The 16,557-nt window shown below is 52.5% G+C and carries 14 protein-coding genes; 8 read left to right on the forward strand and 6 right to left on the reverse strand.

The window, feature by feature from the left end; translation table 11 throughout:
• Window positions 1-115: 115 nt before the first annotated feature.
• Both FCL42_RS11955 and FCL42_RS11960 read left to right on the forward strand, forming a co-directional pair.
• Window positions 116-2,848, forward strand: a complete 2,733-nt coding sequence (locus FCL42_RS11955; protein ID WP_136863654.1) for a hypothetical protein — start codon at window positions 116-118, stop codon at window positions 2,846-2,848.
• Window positions 2,849-2,939: 91 nt separating this feature from the next.
• Window positions 2,940-5,573 carry a TonB-dependent receptor domain-containing protein gene (locus FCL42_RS11960; protein ID WP_136863655.1) on the forward strand — a complete coding sequence of 878 codons (2,634 nt, stop codon included), beginning with the start codon at window positions 2,940-2,942 and terminating at the stop codon, window positions 5,571-5,573.
• A gap of 71 nt (window positions 5,574-5,644) precedes the next feature.
• Here the strand turns inward: FCL42_RS11960 and FCL42_RS11965 are convergent, their stop codons facing one another.
• Both FCL42_RS11965 and FCL42_RS11970 read right to left on the reverse strand, forming a co-directional pair.
• Complete coding sequence (locus tag FCL42_RS11965; RefSeq protein ID WP_136863656.1) at window positions 5,645-6,061, reverse strand: MarR family winged helix-turn-helix transcriptional regulator; 417 nt, start codon at window positions 6,059-6,061, stop codon at window positions 5,645-5,647.
• A gap of 19 nt (window positions 6,062-6,080) precedes the next feature.
• Entirely contained in the window at window positions 6,081-6,827 is a 747-nt protein-coding gene (locus FCL42_RS11970) for an urease accessory protein UreH domain-containing protein (protein ID WP_136863657.1), read from the reverse strand.
• Between the two features lie 239 nt (window positions 6,828-7,066).
• Between FCL42_RS11970 and ybaK the strand changes: the two genes are divergently transcribed.
• Complete coding sequence (gene ybaK, locus FCL42_RS11975; RefSeq protein ID WP_136863658.1) at window positions 7,067-7,537, forward strand: Cys-tRNA(Pro) deacylase; 471 nt, start codon at window positions 7,067-7,069, stop codon at window positions 7,535-7,537.
• Window positions 7,538-7,560: 23 nt separating this feature from the next.
• On the opposite strand, the gene yegD is transcribed toward ybaK, so the two are convergent.
• Complete coding sequence (yegD, locus tag FCL42_RS11980) at window positions 7,561-8,925, reverse strand: molecular chaperone (RefSeq protein ID WP_169308373.1); 1,365 nt, start codon at window positions 8,923-8,925, stop codon at window positions 7,561-7,563.
• 199 nt (window positions 8,926-9,124) lie between these two features.
• Between yegD and FCL42_RS11985 the strand changes: the two genes are divergently transcribed.
• Window positions 9,125-9,916: a phytanoyl-CoA dioxygenase family protein gene (locus FCL42_RS11985; RefSeq protein WP_136863660.1), complete on the forward strand. Its 792-nt coding sequence runs from the start codon at window positions 9,125-9,127 to the stop codon at window positions 9,914-9,916.
• 42 nt (window positions 9,917-9,958) lie between these two features.
• Entirely contained in the window at window positions 9,959-10,495 is a 537-nt protein-coding gene (locus FCL42_RS11990; protein ID WP_136863661.1) for a PliI family lysozyme inhibitor of I-type lysozyme, read from the forward strand.
• 67 nt (window positions 10,496-10,562) lie between these two features.
• Here the strand turns inward: FCL42_RS11990 and FCL42_RS11995 are convergent, their stop codons facing one another.
• Together FCL42_RS11995 and efpL are read right to left on the reverse strand one after the other, a co-directional pair.
• Entirely contained in the window at window positions 10,563-11,558 is a 996-nt protein-coding gene (locus FCL42_RS11995; protein WP_136863662.1) for a 2-hydroxyacid dehydrogenase, read from the reverse strand.
• Window positions 11,559-11,865: 307 nt separating this feature from the next.
• A complete protein-coding gene (gene efpL, locus FCL42_RS12000; RefSeq protein ID WP_136863663.1) occupies window positions 11,866-12,432 on the reverse strand; it encodes an elongation factor P-like protein EfpL in 567 nt (188 codons plus the stop codon).
• Window positions 12,433-12,566: 134 nt separating this feature from the next.
• On the opposite strand from efpL, the gene FCL42_RS12005 reads away from it, so the two are divergent.
• From FCL42_RS12005 to FCL42_RS12015, 3 genes are all read left to right on the forward strand, one after another.
• A complete protein-coding gene (locus FCL42_RS12005) occupies window positions 12,567-13,673 on the forward strand; it encodes a cation:proton antiporter domain-containing protein (RefSeq protein ID WP_136863664.1) in 1,107 nt (368 codons plus the stop codon).
• An 83-nt stretch (window positions 13,674-13,756) separates the two neighbouring features.
• A complete protein-coding gene (locus FCL42_RS12010) occupies window positions 13,757-13,969 on the forward strand; it encodes a hypothetical protein (RefSeq protein WP_136863665.1) in 213 nt (70 codons plus the stop codon).
• A gap of 96 nt (window positions 13,970-14,065) precedes the next feature.
• Window positions 14,066-15,832, forward strand: coding sequence for a bifunctional diguanylate cyclase/phosphodiesterase (locus tag FCL42_RS12015; RefSeq protein ID WP_136863666.1), 1,767 nt, complete (start codon window positions 14,066-14,068; stop codon window positions 15,830-15,832).
• On the opposite strand, the gene FCL42_RS12020 is transcribed toward FCL42_RS12015, so the two are convergent.
• Complete coding sequence (locus FCL42_RS12020; protein ID WP_136863667.1) at window positions 15,817-16,548, reverse strand: TetR/AcrR family transcriptional regulator; 732 nt, start codon at window positions 16,546-16,548, stop codon at window positions 15,817-15,819. The two genes, FCL42_RS12015 and FCL42_RS12020, sit on opposite strands and share 16 nt — an antisense overlap.
• Window positions 16,549-16,557 lie beyond the last annotated feature (9 nt).

The raw sequence follows: 16,557 nt of genomic DNA on the forward strand, positions 1-16,557 counted from the left end.
GAGTCACTCAAGTGACTCATTTTTGAAATATAACATTATCTTGTTTGTAACATTTTCCATCTAGATTCCCATACCAAGTTTTAAATAGAACCCTTGTTCTAGAGGAAAATAAGAAATGGAATTACGACGTTTATTTAAGTTAGGGGCTTTGGCATCAGCTCTTGCGCTTGCAGGCTGTGGTGGTGATATCAATCTGAACACCGGAAGCGATTCCGATAACACCCCTACGCCGACTCCAACCCCGACCCCAACCGATCCTATTGCCGATAAGTACGATGGCTTTGCAGATCGCAGCAACATCGACACCATCGATGGCAAGCAGGTATGGGTACTCAAAGGCAACCTGACTGGCGCTTCCAATGCAGCCAACAGCACCATCACTCTAGGTAACGACGTCGTGTGGGAACTGGATGGTGCCGTTGTGGTGGGTGGCGACAATGAAAACGCCACCGTGCTGGAGATTGAGCCGGGCACCAAAATTTTAGGTAACAACGATGCCTACTTGGTTATCAGCCGTGGCTCGCAAATTGACGCTGAAGGCACCGCTGACCAGCCCATCGTATTCACGTCATTAACTGCAGGTCTGGGACAGAAGGGCGATCGCGGCCAGTGGGGCGGCTTGGTACTTTTGGGTAACGCTCCTACCAACAAGTGTCCTGATCTGTCTAGCTGTGACCAAGGTTTTGAAGTGGGCGACCACGCCTTTGGTGGCGACCAAACCGACGATAACTCAGGTACCCTCAAATACGTTCGTGTTGAGTTCGGCGGCTTTAAAATTAACGACACTCAAGAGCTAAACGGCGTCAGCTTCGCCGGTGTGGGCTCTGGCACTACCGTTGATTACCTGCAGGTTCACAAGAACGACGACGATGGCATTGAGTTCTGGGGCGGTAACGTTTCCGTGAGCCACGTGGTTCTGACCGACAACTTTGATGACTCTTTCGACTGGACCAACGGTTGGAGCGGCAGCGCTCAGCACGTTTACATCCGTCAGGAAGACAACAACGCCAACCGCGGCATTGAAGCGGACAGCTCTAAGAGCGGCGAAGACGTGCCAGTTTCCACCCCGACCTTGGCTAACCTGACACTGCAACTGGCTGGTGGCGTAAACGGATCTGACGATGCCGCCGAAGGCATTTTGTTCCGAGTAGGCACTGCGGGTCACGTATACAACGCATTGGTTAAAGGCGGTGTGGACACCGGTGAGTGTTTGGAAGTGAACGATGCCTCCACCGTTGCCAACGCCGATGACGGCTCGCTGACTATCGAGCACAGCCTGATCGATTGTGTTGAGCCGTTTAAGAGCACCAAGGATGACTCCGATACCGTGATTCTGGACACCGAAGCTTGGTTCCTGGGTCAAGAGGGTAACCTAGCTGCTGCGGCAGATTTAGACGGTTATATGCCAAATGCATCATCTCCAGCACTGACTGGCGGTAAAGCGGGTCTAGCTAACATGGACGCCCGTCTGATGGACGCTGAGTACATTGGCGCTTTTGACGGCTCAAACGACTGGACCCAGGGCTGGACCATCGACATTCACGGTGACAGCACTGCGCCAGTGACGCTGCAGCCTCTGACCTCCTGCCCAGCGGGCACGGTGAACGATGCGACCTCAGCGGCGCTGATTGCCGATACCGATCTGGTGTGTACTTTGGAAGGCACCTACACCAACAACCTAACTCTGTTGGCCGGCAGCAATGTGAAATACAAGCTGGATGGCGGCGCTGTGGTTATTGGCGGTGACAACGAAAATTCCGCAACCTTGGGTATCCAAGCTGGGGTTGAACTGTTTGGTACCAGCAACAGCTACTTGGTGGTTAGCCGTGGCTCTAAGGTGATGGCTCAAGGCTCTGCCGAGATGCCAATCGTATTCACCTCTGAGGAAGACGTAACCGGCCAAACCACAGGCCAAGGTCAGTGGGGCGGTCTGGTACTGCTGGGTAATGCACCTACCAACAAGTGCCCAGATCTGAATAACTGTGACCAAGGCTTTGAGGTGGGTAACCACAGCTTCGGTGGTAACGACGACAGCGATAACAGCGGTCAGCTGAGCTACGTAGTGGTGAAGTACGCTGGCTTTAAGATCAACGACACTCAAGAGATGAACGGCATCAGCTTTGCTGGTGTGGGCTCAGGCACTCAGGTTGATCACATTCAGGTTCATGCTAACGGCGACGATGGTGTGGAGTTCTGGGGTGGTTCCGTTAACTTGAAGTACGTTTATCTGACCAACAACTTCGATGATTCCTTCGATTGGACTAACGGCTGGCGCGGTAAGGTGCAGCACATGTTCATCACCCAGGAAGACAACAACGCCAACCGTGGTATTGAAGCAGACAGCTCTAAGAGCGACCCGCTGGGCACTCCAACCTCCATGCCAACCATAAGCAACGTTACTATCTTGCCTGCTGGCGGTAACAACGGCTCCGACGATGCCGAAGGGATGATTCTGCGCGTGGCCACCGGTGCTCACCTGTCTAACTTCATCATCAAAGGTGGCGATGAGACCGGCGAGTGTTTGGAGATTGATGACGCGACAACTTGGGAGAACACCCAAGATGGCGACATCACCTTCACCCACAGCATCATCGACTGTAAAGAGGCCATCAAAGATGACGGTTTCGAAACTACCGCATGGTGGACTGCTCAGGAAGGCAACACCGTACTGACTGGCGATGACTTTGGCTCACTGATGTTGACCGAAGGCCAGCCAGCGGCGGATTCCATCGCCCTGGGTAACGGCAAAGACATGAGCGCAGAAGACAACTTCTTCGACAGCGCCGATTACATCGGTGCCTTCGATGGCACCACTGACTGGACCGAAGGCTGGACCTTTAAAGAGTAACTCCGACAAGGAACAGCATGAGCTGCGTCGCCGAGGCTATCAGAGCTAAAGCGGCGCAGCTCTCACGGTTTAAGATGAAAGGACAGTCAGTATGAAATCCCAACCAACCTTTAAGCTCGGACAAGCTGCAGTGGCAGTGCTGGCGGCACTCTCTAGTGCACCGGCCTGGGCGGACGAACAACAACAAACTAACGCCGACGATTTCCCTGTAGAGCGCATTGTGGTGACTGGCCGTTTGCAGCGCACCGCCTCTGAAGTAACCGAAGAGCGCCGTGAATCCCCTCAGGTAGCGGATTTGATGGGCGCTGACCAAATTGCACGAACCGGTGACAGCGATGCCGCCTCGGCGCTGCGCCGTGTGACCGGTTTGACCCTAAAAGATGGCAAGTTCATCTACGTTCGAGGCTTAGGTGAGCGTTATTCTTCCACCTCGCTGAACGGTGCATTGGTGCCATCTCCAGATCCGACGCGAAGCGTGATCCCGCTGGACATGTTCCCAGCCTCCATCATTCAGTCGCTGTCGGTACAAAAGTCTGCGGATCCAACCAAGTCGGCCACCTTTGGTGGTGGTCACGTGGACATCCGCACTAAGGCCATTCCCAATGATACTTTCTTCAAAGTCTCCGTAGGTGGCCAGTACAACAGCCAAAACTCCAATGACCGTCTGGCGGCGCCCGGCGGTGGTGACGACTGGTATGGCGAAGATGACGGCACGCGCGCCATGCCGTCGAGTATCAGCAATGCCTTCAATACCTACGGCGGCGTGTCGGTGACCGACATCTTCCGAGTGGTGGGGGATGCCGACCAAGCTCAGGCCATCAATCAGCAATTGGCGCTGGACATGAACCGAGACAACACCATCTCGGCCCACGATACCGATCCGGGCTTTCGTGGTTCACTGGCGTTCGGCGACAGTTATGATCTGGATACCGGCAGCGATTACATCTTCGGTTTCATGAGTGGCCTGTATTACAAGCGCCAGTCTGAAAACTATGAAAAAGAGGAGTATGAGCTGGTCAATAAGCAGGGGGATCTCAACTCCAGCTCAGTAGTGAAGGGCACCGATGACATCGTGCAGTGGTCCGCCATGTGGAACATGGGCTTAGAGCTGACCGAAGATCATAAGATTGAAACCTTCACCACCTACCTGCGGGACACCTCTGACGATGCCAGCATCTCTCTGGATGAGACTCTGGACACCATCAACGAAGACCAAGCCTTGCAGCGCTACGCCATCGATTACGAAGAGCGTACTCTGCTGAGCAACCAGATCCGTGGTGAGCACTTCTTCCCCTACTTGTGGGATCTGGAAGCGCGCTGGCAGTACACCGATGCTCGTGCTGAGCGTTATGCTCCCAATGAGCTGAACTACAAATACTCCGTGGTTGAAGGCGCCGATGGCCAACTTGTCAGCCGCAATATCGCTCGTCGCTCCGATGCCGCCGTGTATCGTTACAGTGACCTTGAGGACGATACCGAAAACTACGGCTATGAGTTCACGCTGCCCATCGAGTTTCGCAATTCGGTACTGCGCCTAACCGGTGGTTACAACTACTTTGAGCGAGCTCGTGAGTCCTACTCCACCCGTTTGAGTTTTGATGCCAGCCGTTATCAAACCGACAATCTGATTGGTGAGTTTGATGAGGTGTTCAGTGACGCCAACATTCAAAACCCAGACAACGGTTTCGCCCTGCTGGACACCACCTCAGAGACCGACGATTACATCGCTGCGCAGATGATCGATGCGGGCTTCTTCGCCTTTGACTGGAATTTTGACGACGTATGGCGCATCACCGGTGGTGTGCGTTACGAAGATTTCCGTCAGGTGGTGTTGCCGCTGACTCAAGAGGGCGAAGTGTCTGATGAAGGCGGTCGTAACGACATTGTTGATTACGCCCGTGCCGAAGACGATTGGTTCCCCTCCATTGCTGCAACTTGGAATTTCAACGATGAGATGCAGCTGCGCCTAGCGTACAGCATGACTTTGGTGCGCCCCGATCTGCGTGAAGTGGCTCCAGTGCGTTTCCAAGATCCGGTGACCGGCTTTGACATGGTGGGCAACTCGGCGCTGCAAAGCTCTGACATTCAAAACTTCGATCTGCGTTGGGAGTGGTATCTGGAGTCCGGTAGCAACCTAAGCCTAGGCGGTTTCTATAAGCTGTTCGATGCGCCAATTGAATCGGTACAGGTGGTGACAGAGCAGGATACCCTGCTGACCTTCCAAAACGCCGAAGATGGTTGGATCTACGGCGTGGAAGGGGAGTTCTACCAGCGCCTTGGGGTGTTTAATGAAGACAGCGAGATTCTCGACGGCTTCTTTATCGCCGGTAACCTGACCCTGTCGGACTCGGAAATTGAGATTCGCCCGTCTGGTAACATCGACCCGACTAACACCAAGCGCCGCATGACCGGCCACTCTGAGTACGTGGCCAACTTCCAGGTGAGCTTTGACTCCCCAGATGCCATGCACTCAGCTACCTTGGTGTACAACGTCTTTGGTGAGCGCATCGCCTACGCGGGTACCGGCGGTTTGGACGACGTGTATGAGCAGCCGTTCCACTCATTGGATTTCACCTACAGCTTCTATCCTACTGACTCCAGTTCGCTGAAGCTGAAGGTTAAGAATCTGCTGGGTCAAGACAGCGAGTATGAACAGGAAAATCATCGGGTGTTCTGGAAAGACTCTGGCACTGAATACACCCTGACGTTTGCCTATCAGTACTGATAAAATACCTTGAAATAAAACGCCGCAAACTCATTGAGTTTGCGGCGTTTTTTAATATTGGAAAAGTTGAGTTAAAACTCGCGGTTCATCTTAGTCAGGCATTGCAGCAGCAGTTTTTGCTCCTCCTCACTTAAGCTAGTAGTGATGTCAGCGGTGAGTTGATGGTGCAACTCATCGTGCTGCTGATACAGGGTTCGGCCCTTGTCGGTGAGATCCACCAAAATTGAGCGTCGATCCGACTGGTGGGGCCGCCGTTCTACCAGTTCTGCCGCCACCATCTTATCGATTTGCACCGTCAAGGTGCCGGTGGTGACCGCCAATTTTTCCGCCAACTCTTTCATTCGCAAGGCACCGTGTATGCCCAACAGTTCGATGGTGTGAACCTGCGCCAAGGAGATGCCGACATCTTTCACTACCGAGTGCTCCCAAGAGGAGAGCTTCTCGTAGAACTCGATGATGGCGTGATTGAGTTGATGGATGTGCGGCATAGGAACCTGTTTTTAAACGTTAACCAAGGTAATCAGCGTAGATGGTGTAGCTGCCGAACAAAATAGTCAAGACACCAACGCTGCGCATAATGGCAGGTTCGATCCAAGATTTTTGCAGCTTCCGCATGGCGCTCGTAGCTTTGAAGATGGCGTAGATCACCAGTGCCATGCTAACGCCGGTGCCTAGGGCGTAGATGGCAAATACCGCCACCGAGTTGATCCAACTGGCAGAATTGAGGGAGTAAGAATACATCAGTGCGACCGTGGGGCAGGGCACAATCATGTTCACAAAACCGATGGTTGCCAAACCAACTAGGGTGACGTTTTTCTTATCCAATTTCGGAGCATGGCTGTGTCCATGGCAATGGCCATCCTTGTGGCAGTGGTCGTGCTCATGCTCATGCTCATGATGATGGTCATGGTCATGGTCATGGTCATGGTCGTGAGAGTGCAGCAGGTGTGGCCGCCAGATAAGAATGGCACCCAAAGCGATGATGATCACCGCCGTAACCCAGTCAGTGATGGTCAATACCGATTCAGGCAATCCCGTTGACAGGAGTCCCAACGCGAGGCCAATCGCCAAACAGCCCAAGGTGGTACCGAAAATGAAGGCGCTGGTGAGGGAGAATACCCGTTTGCCATCTTTACTGCCCGCCACAAAGGGAGCCAAAACCAACCATGAGTGACCACAAGGGTTCACACCATGCACCAATCCCAGCACCAGGCTGCTTTGCAGTGCCACCATAAACAGAGTATCGAATTCCATAACATGCCCATTTGTTTTGATTATCAAACTACATTGTGGATCAAGTAGTTTGATAATCAAAGTAATGGCTTGAAAATGATCGGAAAAAGAGAGGGCTGAAGTGAAAAATGTGATCTGAACTTGGTTTGCGACTCTGAGAGTCGAATCTTGCTCTTGTTGTTGCTAAAGCAGCAAAACCTTGGTGTTTAGGCACAGGCTCTCTGGGTATACTGGTGGTTTTCTCCCTAAGAAGATCTCCCATGACTCCAGCCGTTAATCTGGCTAAAAAGGCCAAAATTGCATTTGAACTTCACCAGTATCAGCACGATCCCAATGTGGCCTCCTATGGAGAGGAAGCGGCTTCGGCCTTGGGTAAGGATCCCCGTCAGGTTTTCAAAACTCTGTTGGCGGCAGACGATGCTGGGCAGCTTTATGTGGCGGTGGTTCCCGTCTCGGGAAAACTGGATTTAAAAGCGCTGGCCAAAGTGGTGGGGGCCAAGCGGCTTAACATGGCGGATCCTAAGACCGCCGAGAAGGCCACCGGCTACCTAGTGGGCGGCATCAGCCCCCTAGGGCAGAAGAAGCGACTTAAATTGACTTTGGATAGCAGCGCCTCTGAGTTTGATACCATCATGGTGTCGGCAGGGCGCCGTGGTTTGGAGATTGAGCTGTCGCCTCAAGATCTGCTGTCGTTGACTCAGGGCAAGGCGGCGGCCATCGCACTGCAGTAACGATGGCCACGAGTGACTAGGCGTTAACTGAAGATTCGGCTGGCCCATAGGGTTAAGCCGGAGGTGACGCTACCAAAGTTATCACCGCTCACCATCGGTTTTTGATAGCGATCTGCCAAAAACGCTTTGATAAAGGGCGCGTTGGCGCTACCGCCAGTGAGATACAGAGTATCCGGCTCACATCCCGCCTGAGCCATGACATCGTCACACAGGTAAGCGATGCGGTTAAGCAGGTTTTGTGAGGCCTGAGTAAACTGAGATTGGGTCACGTCCGCGGTCAAATTGGCTTCGATGCAGCCCAGATCCACCTGAGTTTGAGGTTGCTCGCTTAAGGCAATTTTGGCCTGCTCCGCTAAGGCACTTAGCTGAAAGGTCATGTGTTGTTGCTGCACCTTAATCAGTCGAGATACCGTTGCCAGTTCCGGTTTTTGCTGCAGCTCCTGCAGGAACTTAAGCATATCCTTGCCGTAGAATCGGGTTTGAGCGCCAATGCTGTTGACCTCCGCCGCATCAAAGAATGGCTTGAGCGGAATGGTGCGGCCATTGCTGTCAACCAGGCCAGCGCCCAGAGTTGGCATCAAGGTGCGCACATTCAGGGTGATGTCAAAATCATTACCCCCGATTCGTTCGCCGTTAAAGCCTAAGATGCGGCGCTGCTGATCGCTTTGCTGGGCCAGTTTAGGCCCCATCTCGAGCATGGATACATCCGAGGTACCACCGCCAATGTCCACCACCATGACGCGCTGAGGGCGCTCAAGTTGCATCTCGTAGCTGAGCCCAGCCGCCACAGGCTCATAGAGAAATTCCACCTCTTTGAAGCCCACGTAACTGGCGGCGCGAGATAGCACATCCAGTGCCTGGCGATTGCTGTCTTCGCTGTTAAACCCCTGAAAGTTAACTGGGCGACCAATCACCACTTTTTCAAGATTATCAATTCCGGCTTGTTCCGCTTGGCTGCGCATCTGCCACATCATCGCAGCAGAGATATCTTCAAACATCTGCTGCTGACGGGTGGTAACGCCACTGGAGCCTAAGAACGATTTGGGGCTGCGCACGTAGTAACAGTCGGCGGGGTCTTCTAGGTAGAGCTCTAAGCCGTGGTGGCCAAAAGCGACCTCATCTCCGTAACCATCTAACTTGGCTTCGCTACCAGCGCGCAAACTTGCGGTGAGAGCCGTGGAGCGAGCTAAGGCGTAGGCGCGATCCAGCCCTCTCGGTTTTAATTGGCGGTATAGCCAACCGCAGATCATCTCTGGGTTGGGGGCCCACAGGCTGGAAAGCATGTAGTTACCGTGGTCCGGCAGGGCGACCACCTGGGGCTTATTGGCGTGAATGGTGCCTAGGGCACAGTTGGCGGTGCCAAAGTCGAATCCGGCAAAAGCGGCCATAAAGAAGCTCCAGTCAAGCTGAAAAAGGGCAGCAAGACTAACGATCTCTTGGTAACAACTCAAGGGCGATTTTGCCCTGTTATTGTGAAATTGCATCAAGATAGTTGTTTTGGTGGTGGAGGTTTTGACCTGTCTACAGGTGTTACCTAGATACTGTGGTATTTTTGTTGCTGTTGAGCCTTTGCTAAGGAAGCTGTTAATGAATCTAAAGCAGATAAGGTCGTCATATTGCCAGCATGGATTTGCCAAATTTACGGGGTTTTCTGGAGATAAGGAGATAGCCCAATTAACCGAGACGCTCATGCGTTTTCATCGGAACTGGTGTGTTGCCAATTTGGAGCTATATCAGCAAGGTGCAGTCAATTCGGCCTATTTGACTGGGACTCAGCATCTAACCTTGGCCGAAAGAAGTGTTTTGTTTGATTTCATCGGTTCCCACAAAGTGATGGAACTGGTGCAAGCGCTGCCGCTGCTTAAGCCTGCGTTTATGAATACTCAACTGTTTTTCGATCCTGTCAATGGCGCCCAGAGCAACTACTGGCATCGAGATCCTCAATATCACCTGAACTTGCAGCAGCAGCGACAGGCGCTCAGTGGTCCAGAGGTAATTCATCTGCGTTTGGCGCTCAAAGATGAACTTGGAATTGAGTTGGTGCCCGGTAGCCACCGAAACTGGGACAATGATGAGGAGTTGGCGGTGCGACAGCAGGTGGGAGGCCGATCAAACAGTGAGCCGTTATCTACGGGATTATCCCTGCCTTTGCAGCGTGGCGACCTACTTATCTTTTCCGCTAACATGATCCACCGCGGTTTATATGGCAATCAGCGTTTGGGCTTCGATATGCTATTTTGTGAGGCCTTGCCGGAGCTGCTCAAGTTCGCGGATGCCAACTGTTTACCCAGTGAGGCTCATCTGCAGCAACTGCAAGCTCCCATGGCATTTTTAAACACCCTCAACGTTAAGGGGCGCGGCGATTGCAAGCCTGATTAGCGTCGTGTCGTCGATTGAACTGAATCCAATACCGAGGTAACAATGAATCGAGTAACAACCGCGTTTGTTCGAGCATCCACTTTCGGGGTCGCGCTGACGATGATACTGGGGTGTGAGTCGACACAATCACCGGCGTTATGGCCATCAGCACCCACAACAGATGAGGCGTCTGAATCACTGGTTAAGGGGCAGTTTACCCAAGCGCTGACCCCAGAGCTGATTGTGGTAGCCAACGAGGTCTCTTGGGAACCAAGAAGCATTGGCAGCGTTAGCCTGCGCCTGTATCAGGTGGCGAATCCAAACTACCCCTTTGATCAGTTTGTGACCGGCACGATTGTACCCCGGGACGGCACCATCGTGGCTTTGGAAGCGGTAACCTTAGAACAGAGTCCAGTCATGGTGTTGATCACGCAAAGTGCAGGCTCTGGCGGTTATTTAAATGGCATGCTGTTTGAGTATTCTGGGGGCGCCTTGACCCAAATTACTGAGTCCTACGGTCATCAAAGTCGAGAAGCGCTAATGGCAGCGCTAGAGCGTAAAATTGGAAACGCAAAAGTAAGGCAGATATCAAAAAACTAGAGGAACGGCGCCAGTACTAGCAGTAGTTCTTGAGAGGCGCAGAGTGCGCCTCTTTTCATCGCGGCAATTAAAAGACTTCGTTGCCGGTCTGCTCCCCTTTTTGGTAAGCCTTAATGTTACTGAGAGTGGTGTCGGCAATCTGACTTAGTGCCAGATCCGTGAAGTAGCCTTGGTGGCCGGTAACCAGCACATTGGGATAGCTCAGCAGCAGGCCAAATACGTCATCATGGAGCACCTGGCCAGACAGATCTCTGAAGAAGAGATCCCCTTCTAGCTCATAAACATCCAGTCCAAGGTAACCAAGGCGGCCACTTTTAAGGGCTTCGATGGCATCGGAGGCGTTAACCAGTGCGCCGCGAGAGGTATTAATCAGCATCACGTTGTCTTTCATCTTGGCGAACGCTTCGTGATCGATCAGGTGATGGCTCTCTTCGGTGAGTGGGCAATGCAGGGAGATGATGTCACTTTGTGCATACAGGGTATCCAGATCCACATAGGTAGCGAGCTTTTCCGCTTCTGGATTGATGTAGGGGTCGTGGCACAGCAGCTTGCAACCAAATCCGCTGAGGGCTTTCATGGTGGCAAGACCGATTTTACCGGTGCCGATAATACCCACGGTTTTGCTGCCAAGGTTGAAGCCCAGCAGCCCTTCGAGGTTAAAGTTATGCTCTCGAATGCGAGAGTACGCTTTGTGCAGTTTTCGGTTTAAGCACAGCATCATCGCGACCGCATGCTCCGCCACCGATTCCGGTGAGTAACCTGGCACCCGGCTGACGACAAAACCGCGCTTTTTGGCTTCTACCAGATCGACGTTGTTAAAGCCAGCGCAGCGAAGGGCGATCATTTTAATGCCGGATTTATCCAACTGTTCCAATACTTTGGTGTCGACAACATCGTTAACGAAGCAGGAGATGGCGTCATAACCGTCTACGAGTTTGGCGGTGGAGGCGTTTAATTGAGTCTTATAGTAATCAAGCTCGAAGCCGAATTTCTCATTGGCTGCATCCATAGAGTGTTTATCGTAAGACTTACTGCTGAACACGGCGATTCGTGCTTTGGTCATGGTGGTTCTCCTTGCAAAATTTCCGGATATCGCTTGAGCCTGTGGTAAAAGCCATGCAACAACACAGGCTTAGGGCTCCTTCTTCGGTACCCAAGCGGCATCTTTGGCCATGCTACCTAGCTGGCAGGGGTATTGCGACCCATAGAGAGCGCTTGCCTTACAGTGTGGTTGAATAACATACAAAGAGGGGACGAAACTGAGTTATTGGGTAAGCTGGCTGGAAAATGGAGTTAAGCGCAGAGGCAAAACGAGAGGCTAATGGAGACAAAAAAGGCCGGCAGCTGCCGACCTTTTCTCATAAGCGCGATTAAACGCGGCTCATGTATTTTTTCTCTGCGGTGTTGATGCGAATCACATCGCCAGTAGCGATGTACTCTGGCACCTGAACCACCAAGCCAGTGCTTAGGGTTGCAGGCTTGGTACGGGCACTGGCAGAGGCACCCTTGATGGATGGATCGGTTTCGGTGATCTCTAAGTCGACGTTGGTTGGCAGTTCAATGGCAACCGGAGCATCGTTGACCAGCAACACTTGAATGCCTTTGGTCTCTTCGTTGATGAACAGCAGTTCGTCAGCGATGTTTTCTTGGTTGAAGTTGTATGGGGTGTAGTCTTCATTATCCATGAACACGTACTCGTCGCCGTCGATGTAGGAGAACATCACGTCACGGCGGCGCAGATCGCCCAGATCCAGCATGTCGCTGTCTTTAAAGGTTTCATCGACTTTCTGACCGGTTACCACATCGTACATGCGCATGCGGTATAGACTGCCACCGGCGCGGCCTTGAGGAACGGAACGCTCGATGTCACGAACGATGTAGGTTTTGCCGTTAAATTCAATGGCGGCGTTTTTTTTGATGTCACTTGCCTTAGGCATCTTCTCAGTCCTGAAATTTGGATACTTCAACAATCGATAAGCCATGAAAAATATCACGGCTTGCCCCATCTCGCCAAGATGATTCCCTACTATTAAACAGATAACGGGTAGTGGAAGCGGTAAAAAGGAGTCCGATGCAGAGCCTATTGTGGTTGGGGTTGTTGATGTGGTTGTCACTGGCACTGGTGCAGTTGCTGTCCAATCGATGGCAAGCTGCTGTGGTGTTAATTGTGGGCACGTTGACAGGGCAGGCGATCAGTTTTGGACAGGTGCAAACGGGCATTGATGCCCCTTCACTTAGCCAAGGGATCAGTTATTTGGTTCTACCTTGGCTCATCATGCAGGCCACGTTGCCTCTTTCGTTTGGGGTGATAAAGCGGCAAATGATCTGGTTGAGCTTTGTTGGCGTAGGCGGCTTTGTGTTCACCCTGATGGTGGTTGCCTGTGGACTCTACTACTGGGTGGATCATCTGGGGTTTCCGTGGCAGTCCGCTCTAGTGGTGGGCACGTTACTGGCGATGACGGATCCCATGGCGGTGTCGGCGCTATGGCGAGACCGCGCTAAGTTATCACTGCTGCTAGAGAGTGAATCGGTCTTCGGCGAGCTTTTGGGGTTTGTGGCGCTGGGCGTGCTGCTATCAGACTGGCAAAGTGCTTTCGCTGGTTCGGTATGGTGGCAACTGCTACTGAGCTTAGTGCTCGGAGCGCTGTTGGTAAAGCCGTTGACCTGGCTGTGCCAGTGCCATGGCAGTTTACTGCTACCCGTTGGCTATGGTGTCTACTATCTCTCCCAAGCCCATTTGGGACTCAGTGCCCCATTGGTGCTTATCTCATTGTGTCTGGGCATGCCTAAGGGGCTTTGGTTAGCGGGTTTTGCTCGGGGCAGCTATTGGTTGGGTCTGTCTTTGGTGTGGATTTTGGGTTTCTCTTTGACCCTTGAGATGTTCTCTGAGCGCGCGCCGATGATGGCGGTGGCCGCTTTACTGTGCTGGGCCGCAAGACTGATGTGGTTGGGCGTGTGCCATCTGTCTCAACGCCTCTCCGTTAGGGGCTCGCCTAGGCTCACGTTGGCAGAGTGGTGGCAATTGCCGGTTCATGGCCCGTTGGCACTGGCGGTGGTGCTGAGCCTACCAACCTCCCTGCCGGCATGGTGGAGCATTCAATCGGTGTGCTATGGGGTTATTGTGGCCGAGATTCTGCTTTGGCGGCCTTTGTTGCCGGCCAAAAGGGCGATCTCTTAAATAAATTTATTTGGGCGGCTGATCCCAAACGGGCCGTTTTCAGGCTACTGTATTAAATAATGGTGTGGTAAAGGAGGATGGCCATGTATTCCATTTCGCAAGCGTATGAGCTACTGCAGTCCGGTCAATTGTCTCGAAAACAATTGAGCGACATTGTGTCTTTAAGAGACTCATTAACGGGTCAAGAGCTGTTGGACTTTAATGAGGCGTGGGAGAACTACCTTTATGGGCAAGATGAGCAGGGAATTGCTCAGGTGTGTTCCATAATGCATCAACGATTAGGTTCAGTGAAATAACGCTTAAAAATCAAACTCATCTGTAGGCTGACATGCTGCTGTCATCTTAATCAGGCAGTCTCGGCAGAGGCCATCTAGGGCGTGAAAGGATGAGAGATGCGAAATTTTGCCGAGCAGCAGGCCCTCGATGAGGTGTTGGGCCAACGATTACTACACACTCAGTTTCAACCCATCGTTGAGCCCAAAAGCCAGCGTATTTTGGGGTTTGAAGCGTTGATGCGTGGACCCCAGTCTCATCCGCTGCATTCCCCCCTTGCCCTGTTGAGTGCTGCAAAGCTAACCCACAGAGAGTTTCAGTTAGAGTGGCTGGCGATGGAGCTGGCCATTGAGGCTTTTACCCGCTTAAATCAACATCCAAGAGTCAGTCTGTTTCTCAACATTAGCCCCCATGTATTGGTGATGTGTCATCAGGGGCGGGGTTCGTTGCGGGAGCTATTGTCCCGATTTGGTCTGAGCAACCGTCAAGTGGTGTTTGAGCTGTCGGAGATGCACCGCGTCGAGGAGCTGGGTGCGCTGAAAGTGGCGGTGGACGAGATGCGCCAGCAAGGGTTTCGCTTTGCCCTGGACGATTACGGCACGGGATATTCAAACGCTCAGCTTTGGATGGCGCTGCGCCCAGACTACGTCAAAATCGATCGCTACTTCTGCAATCAAATACATCTTGATAAAGGCAAGCGCGCCCATGCGCAATCGTTGATGCAGATGGCTAAGCTCACCTCAACGTCGGTGATCTTTGAAGGTATTGAAACCAATGAAGAGTTGTTGGAGCTGCTTCGCTGCGGTCTGGTTTTGGCTCAAGGTTACCTCTTTGCTCGGCCTCAATCACAACCCTGCGATGCCCCATACTGGCCGCCCATTGGACACACCACCGATGAAGAAGACCAATTGACTCACTCTTTGCTTCAATCATGCTTGCCGCTGGCCTCCAATCTGAAAGCGGAGGAGGCGGCCAAACATTTTGAGCAAAACCCTGAGCTTGAAGCGGTGGCGGTGGTTGATAAACAAGGGGCGGCGTTAGGCTTGTTGACACGGCTTCGACTGCTTGAGCTTTTCTCCAAAACTTTTGGCAGGGAGCTTAATGGCAAGCGCCGTTTGCATGAGCTTGCGGATCGATCTGTGCCCATGGTCGCCGCGACCACCCCAATTGGGCGCTTAAGCCAAGAAATCAGCGATCTGGATGACGGTAACTGGCAGTTTATTATAGTGGAGGGCAGTCGCTATCTTGGGCTTGGTTCGGTGCGGGACCTGCTCAAGCAGGTGACCGAACAGAAGCTGCACCACGCGCGATACGCCAATCCGTTGACCCAGTTGCCAGGGAATGTGCCCATCTTTGAGAAAATCGACGCATTACTGGCGGCGAAACGGGCTTTCCATGTGGCCTATTTTGATCTGAACCATTTTAAGCCCTACAACGACTCTTATGGTTACAGTCAGGGCGATGAGGTGATCACCATGGTGGCAACGCTGCTGCGTCAGTATTGCGATCACAGTGGTAACTTTGTGGGTCACCTAGGAGGGGATGATTTTTTGGTGGTGTTCACCTCCAGCAACTGGCAACTCTGTTGCCAGCGAGTGGTGGAGGCCTTTGATGCCAGAATTCGTGCGGCTTATTCCAGTGATGATATCGCTGCGGGAGGGATTCGTGGGGTATCTCGAGAGGGCAAACCGCAGTTCTTCCCAATCTTATCCTTGGCGGTTGGCGTGGCTTCACCGGATCCGATGAGTTGTCATAACCATCATGATGTGGCTGAGCTTGCTACTAATGCCAAACACACGGCCAAGCAACTCGAACAAGGGGGCGTGTTTGTGTCGAGGCGGCGCCACCCACAGCGAAACCGCCGTACCCATCAGTCAGTGGCGTGAGCGCATTTAGGGGTTAGAATTTCATCCAGTTGATTGGGAATCGCCAGTTCACTGAGGCTGTCTAAGCTGGGAATCAATTTGTCTTCAATGCCCAGTAGGTTGGCCAAAATCTTAACTGTAAACTCCCAGTGACGCAGCAGAGCATGCTCTTTGTCGGTCTGGAAGGTCTCCTCCAGTAACGGCTCTAGGGTAACTGGGGCGTCGCAGAACATAAACAGAATCCACTTTACTTCTCGAATATTGACGTTCTTTAGGTATCCCTGTGCTTGAACCTTTTCCAGTTCAAATCTCAATAGCTCCTGAATCTCATCGGGCTGGCTGGTGTAGAGGTCAAAGTGGCGACCGTCACTGCGAAAGGCATCGATCATCAGCTTCATGGCGCAAGGATCTTCAATTTGAGTGGCCATGAGGCGGCAAAGTAGCGTGAAGTAGCGCTGGTTGGCGGGCAAGTTGTCATCAAGCTCACTCAGAACCACTCGAATCTGGCGCATGGTGTTTTCACGGAGCAAACCACAAATCTGAGTCCAGATCTGTTCTTTGCTACCAAAGTGATGGCGGATTAGCCCGTGGGAAACTTCTGCCCCATCGGCAATCTGGCGGATCGATACCTGATCGAAGCCTTTGTCGATAAAGAGCGTTGCCGCTACCTCAAGAATGCGGAGCCGAGTTTCCTCTGCAGCTTGAGCACTTTGTTTTCCAGTTCGTTTCGTCGCCATCTATTGGTT

The organism is Ferrimonas aestuarii (assembly GCF_005116665.1).
GTDB classification, from domain to species: domain Bacteria; phylum Pseudomonadota; class Gammaproteobacteria; order Enterobacterales; family Shewanellaceae; genus Ferrimonas; species Ferrimonas aestuarii.

What these genes read in the sequence shown, in the direction of transcription:
- FCL42_RS11955 (WP_136863654.1), top strand. Translation starts at nt 116, where the DNA reads ATGGAATTACGACGTTTATTTAAGTTAGGGGCTTTGGCATCAGCTCTT.
- FCL42_RS11960 (WP_136863655.1), top strand. Translation starts at nt 2,940, where the DNA reads ATGAAATCCCAACCAACCTTTAAGCTCGGACAAGCTGCAGTGGCAGTG.
- FCL42_RS11965 (WP_136863656.1), bottom strand. Translation starts at nt 6,061, where the DNA reads ATGCCGCACATCCATCAACTCAATCACGCCATCATCGAGTTCTACGAG.
- FCL42_RS11970 (WP_136863657.1), bottom strand. Translation starts at nt 6,827, where the DNA reads ATGGAATTCGATACTCTGTTTATGGTGGCACTGCAAAGCAGCCTGGTG.
- ybaK (WP_136863658.1), top strand. Translation starts at nt 7,067, where the DNA reads ATGACTCCAGCCGTTAATCTGGCTAAAAAGGCCAAAATTGCATTTGAA.
- yegD (WP_169308373.1), bottom strand. Translation starts at nt 8,925, where the DNA reads ATGGCCGCTTTTGCCGGATTCGACTTTGGCACCGCCAACTGTGCCCTA.
- FCL42_RS11985 (WP_136863660.1), top strand. Translation starts at nt 9,125, where the DNA reads ATGAATCTAAAGCAGATAAGGTCGTCATATTGCCAGCATGGATTTGCC.
- FCL42_RS11990 (WP_136863661.1), top strand. Translation starts at nt 9,959, where the DNA reads ATGAATCGAGTAACAACCGCGTTTGTTCGAGCATCCACTTTCGGGGTC.
- FCL42_RS11995 (WP_136863662.1), bottom strand. Translation starts at nt 11,558, where the DNA reads ATGACCAAAGCACGAATCGCCGTGTTCAGCAGTAAGTCTTACGATAAA.
- efpL (WP_136863663.1), bottom strand. Translation starts at nt 12,432, where the DNA reads ATGCCTAAGGCAAGTGACATCAAAAAAAACGCCGCCATTGAATTTAAC.
- FCL42_RS12005 (WP_136863664.1), top strand. Translation starts at nt 12,567, where the DNA reads ATGCAGAGCCTATTGTGGTTGGGGTTGTTGATGTGGTTGTCACTGGCA.
- FCL42_RS12010 (WP_136863665.1), top strand. Translation starts at nt 13,757, where the DNA reads ATGTATTCCATTTCGCAAGCGTATGAGCTACTGCAGTCCGGTCAATTG.
- FCL42_RS12015 (WP_136863666.1), top strand. Translation starts at nt 14,066, where the DNA reads ATGCGAAATTTTGCCGAGCAGCAGGCCCTCGATGAGGTGTTGGGCCAA.
- FCL42_RS12020 (WP_136863667.1), bottom strand. Translation starts at nt 16,548, where the DNA reads ATGGCGACGAAACGAACTGGAAAACAAAGTGCTCAAGCTGCAGAGGAA.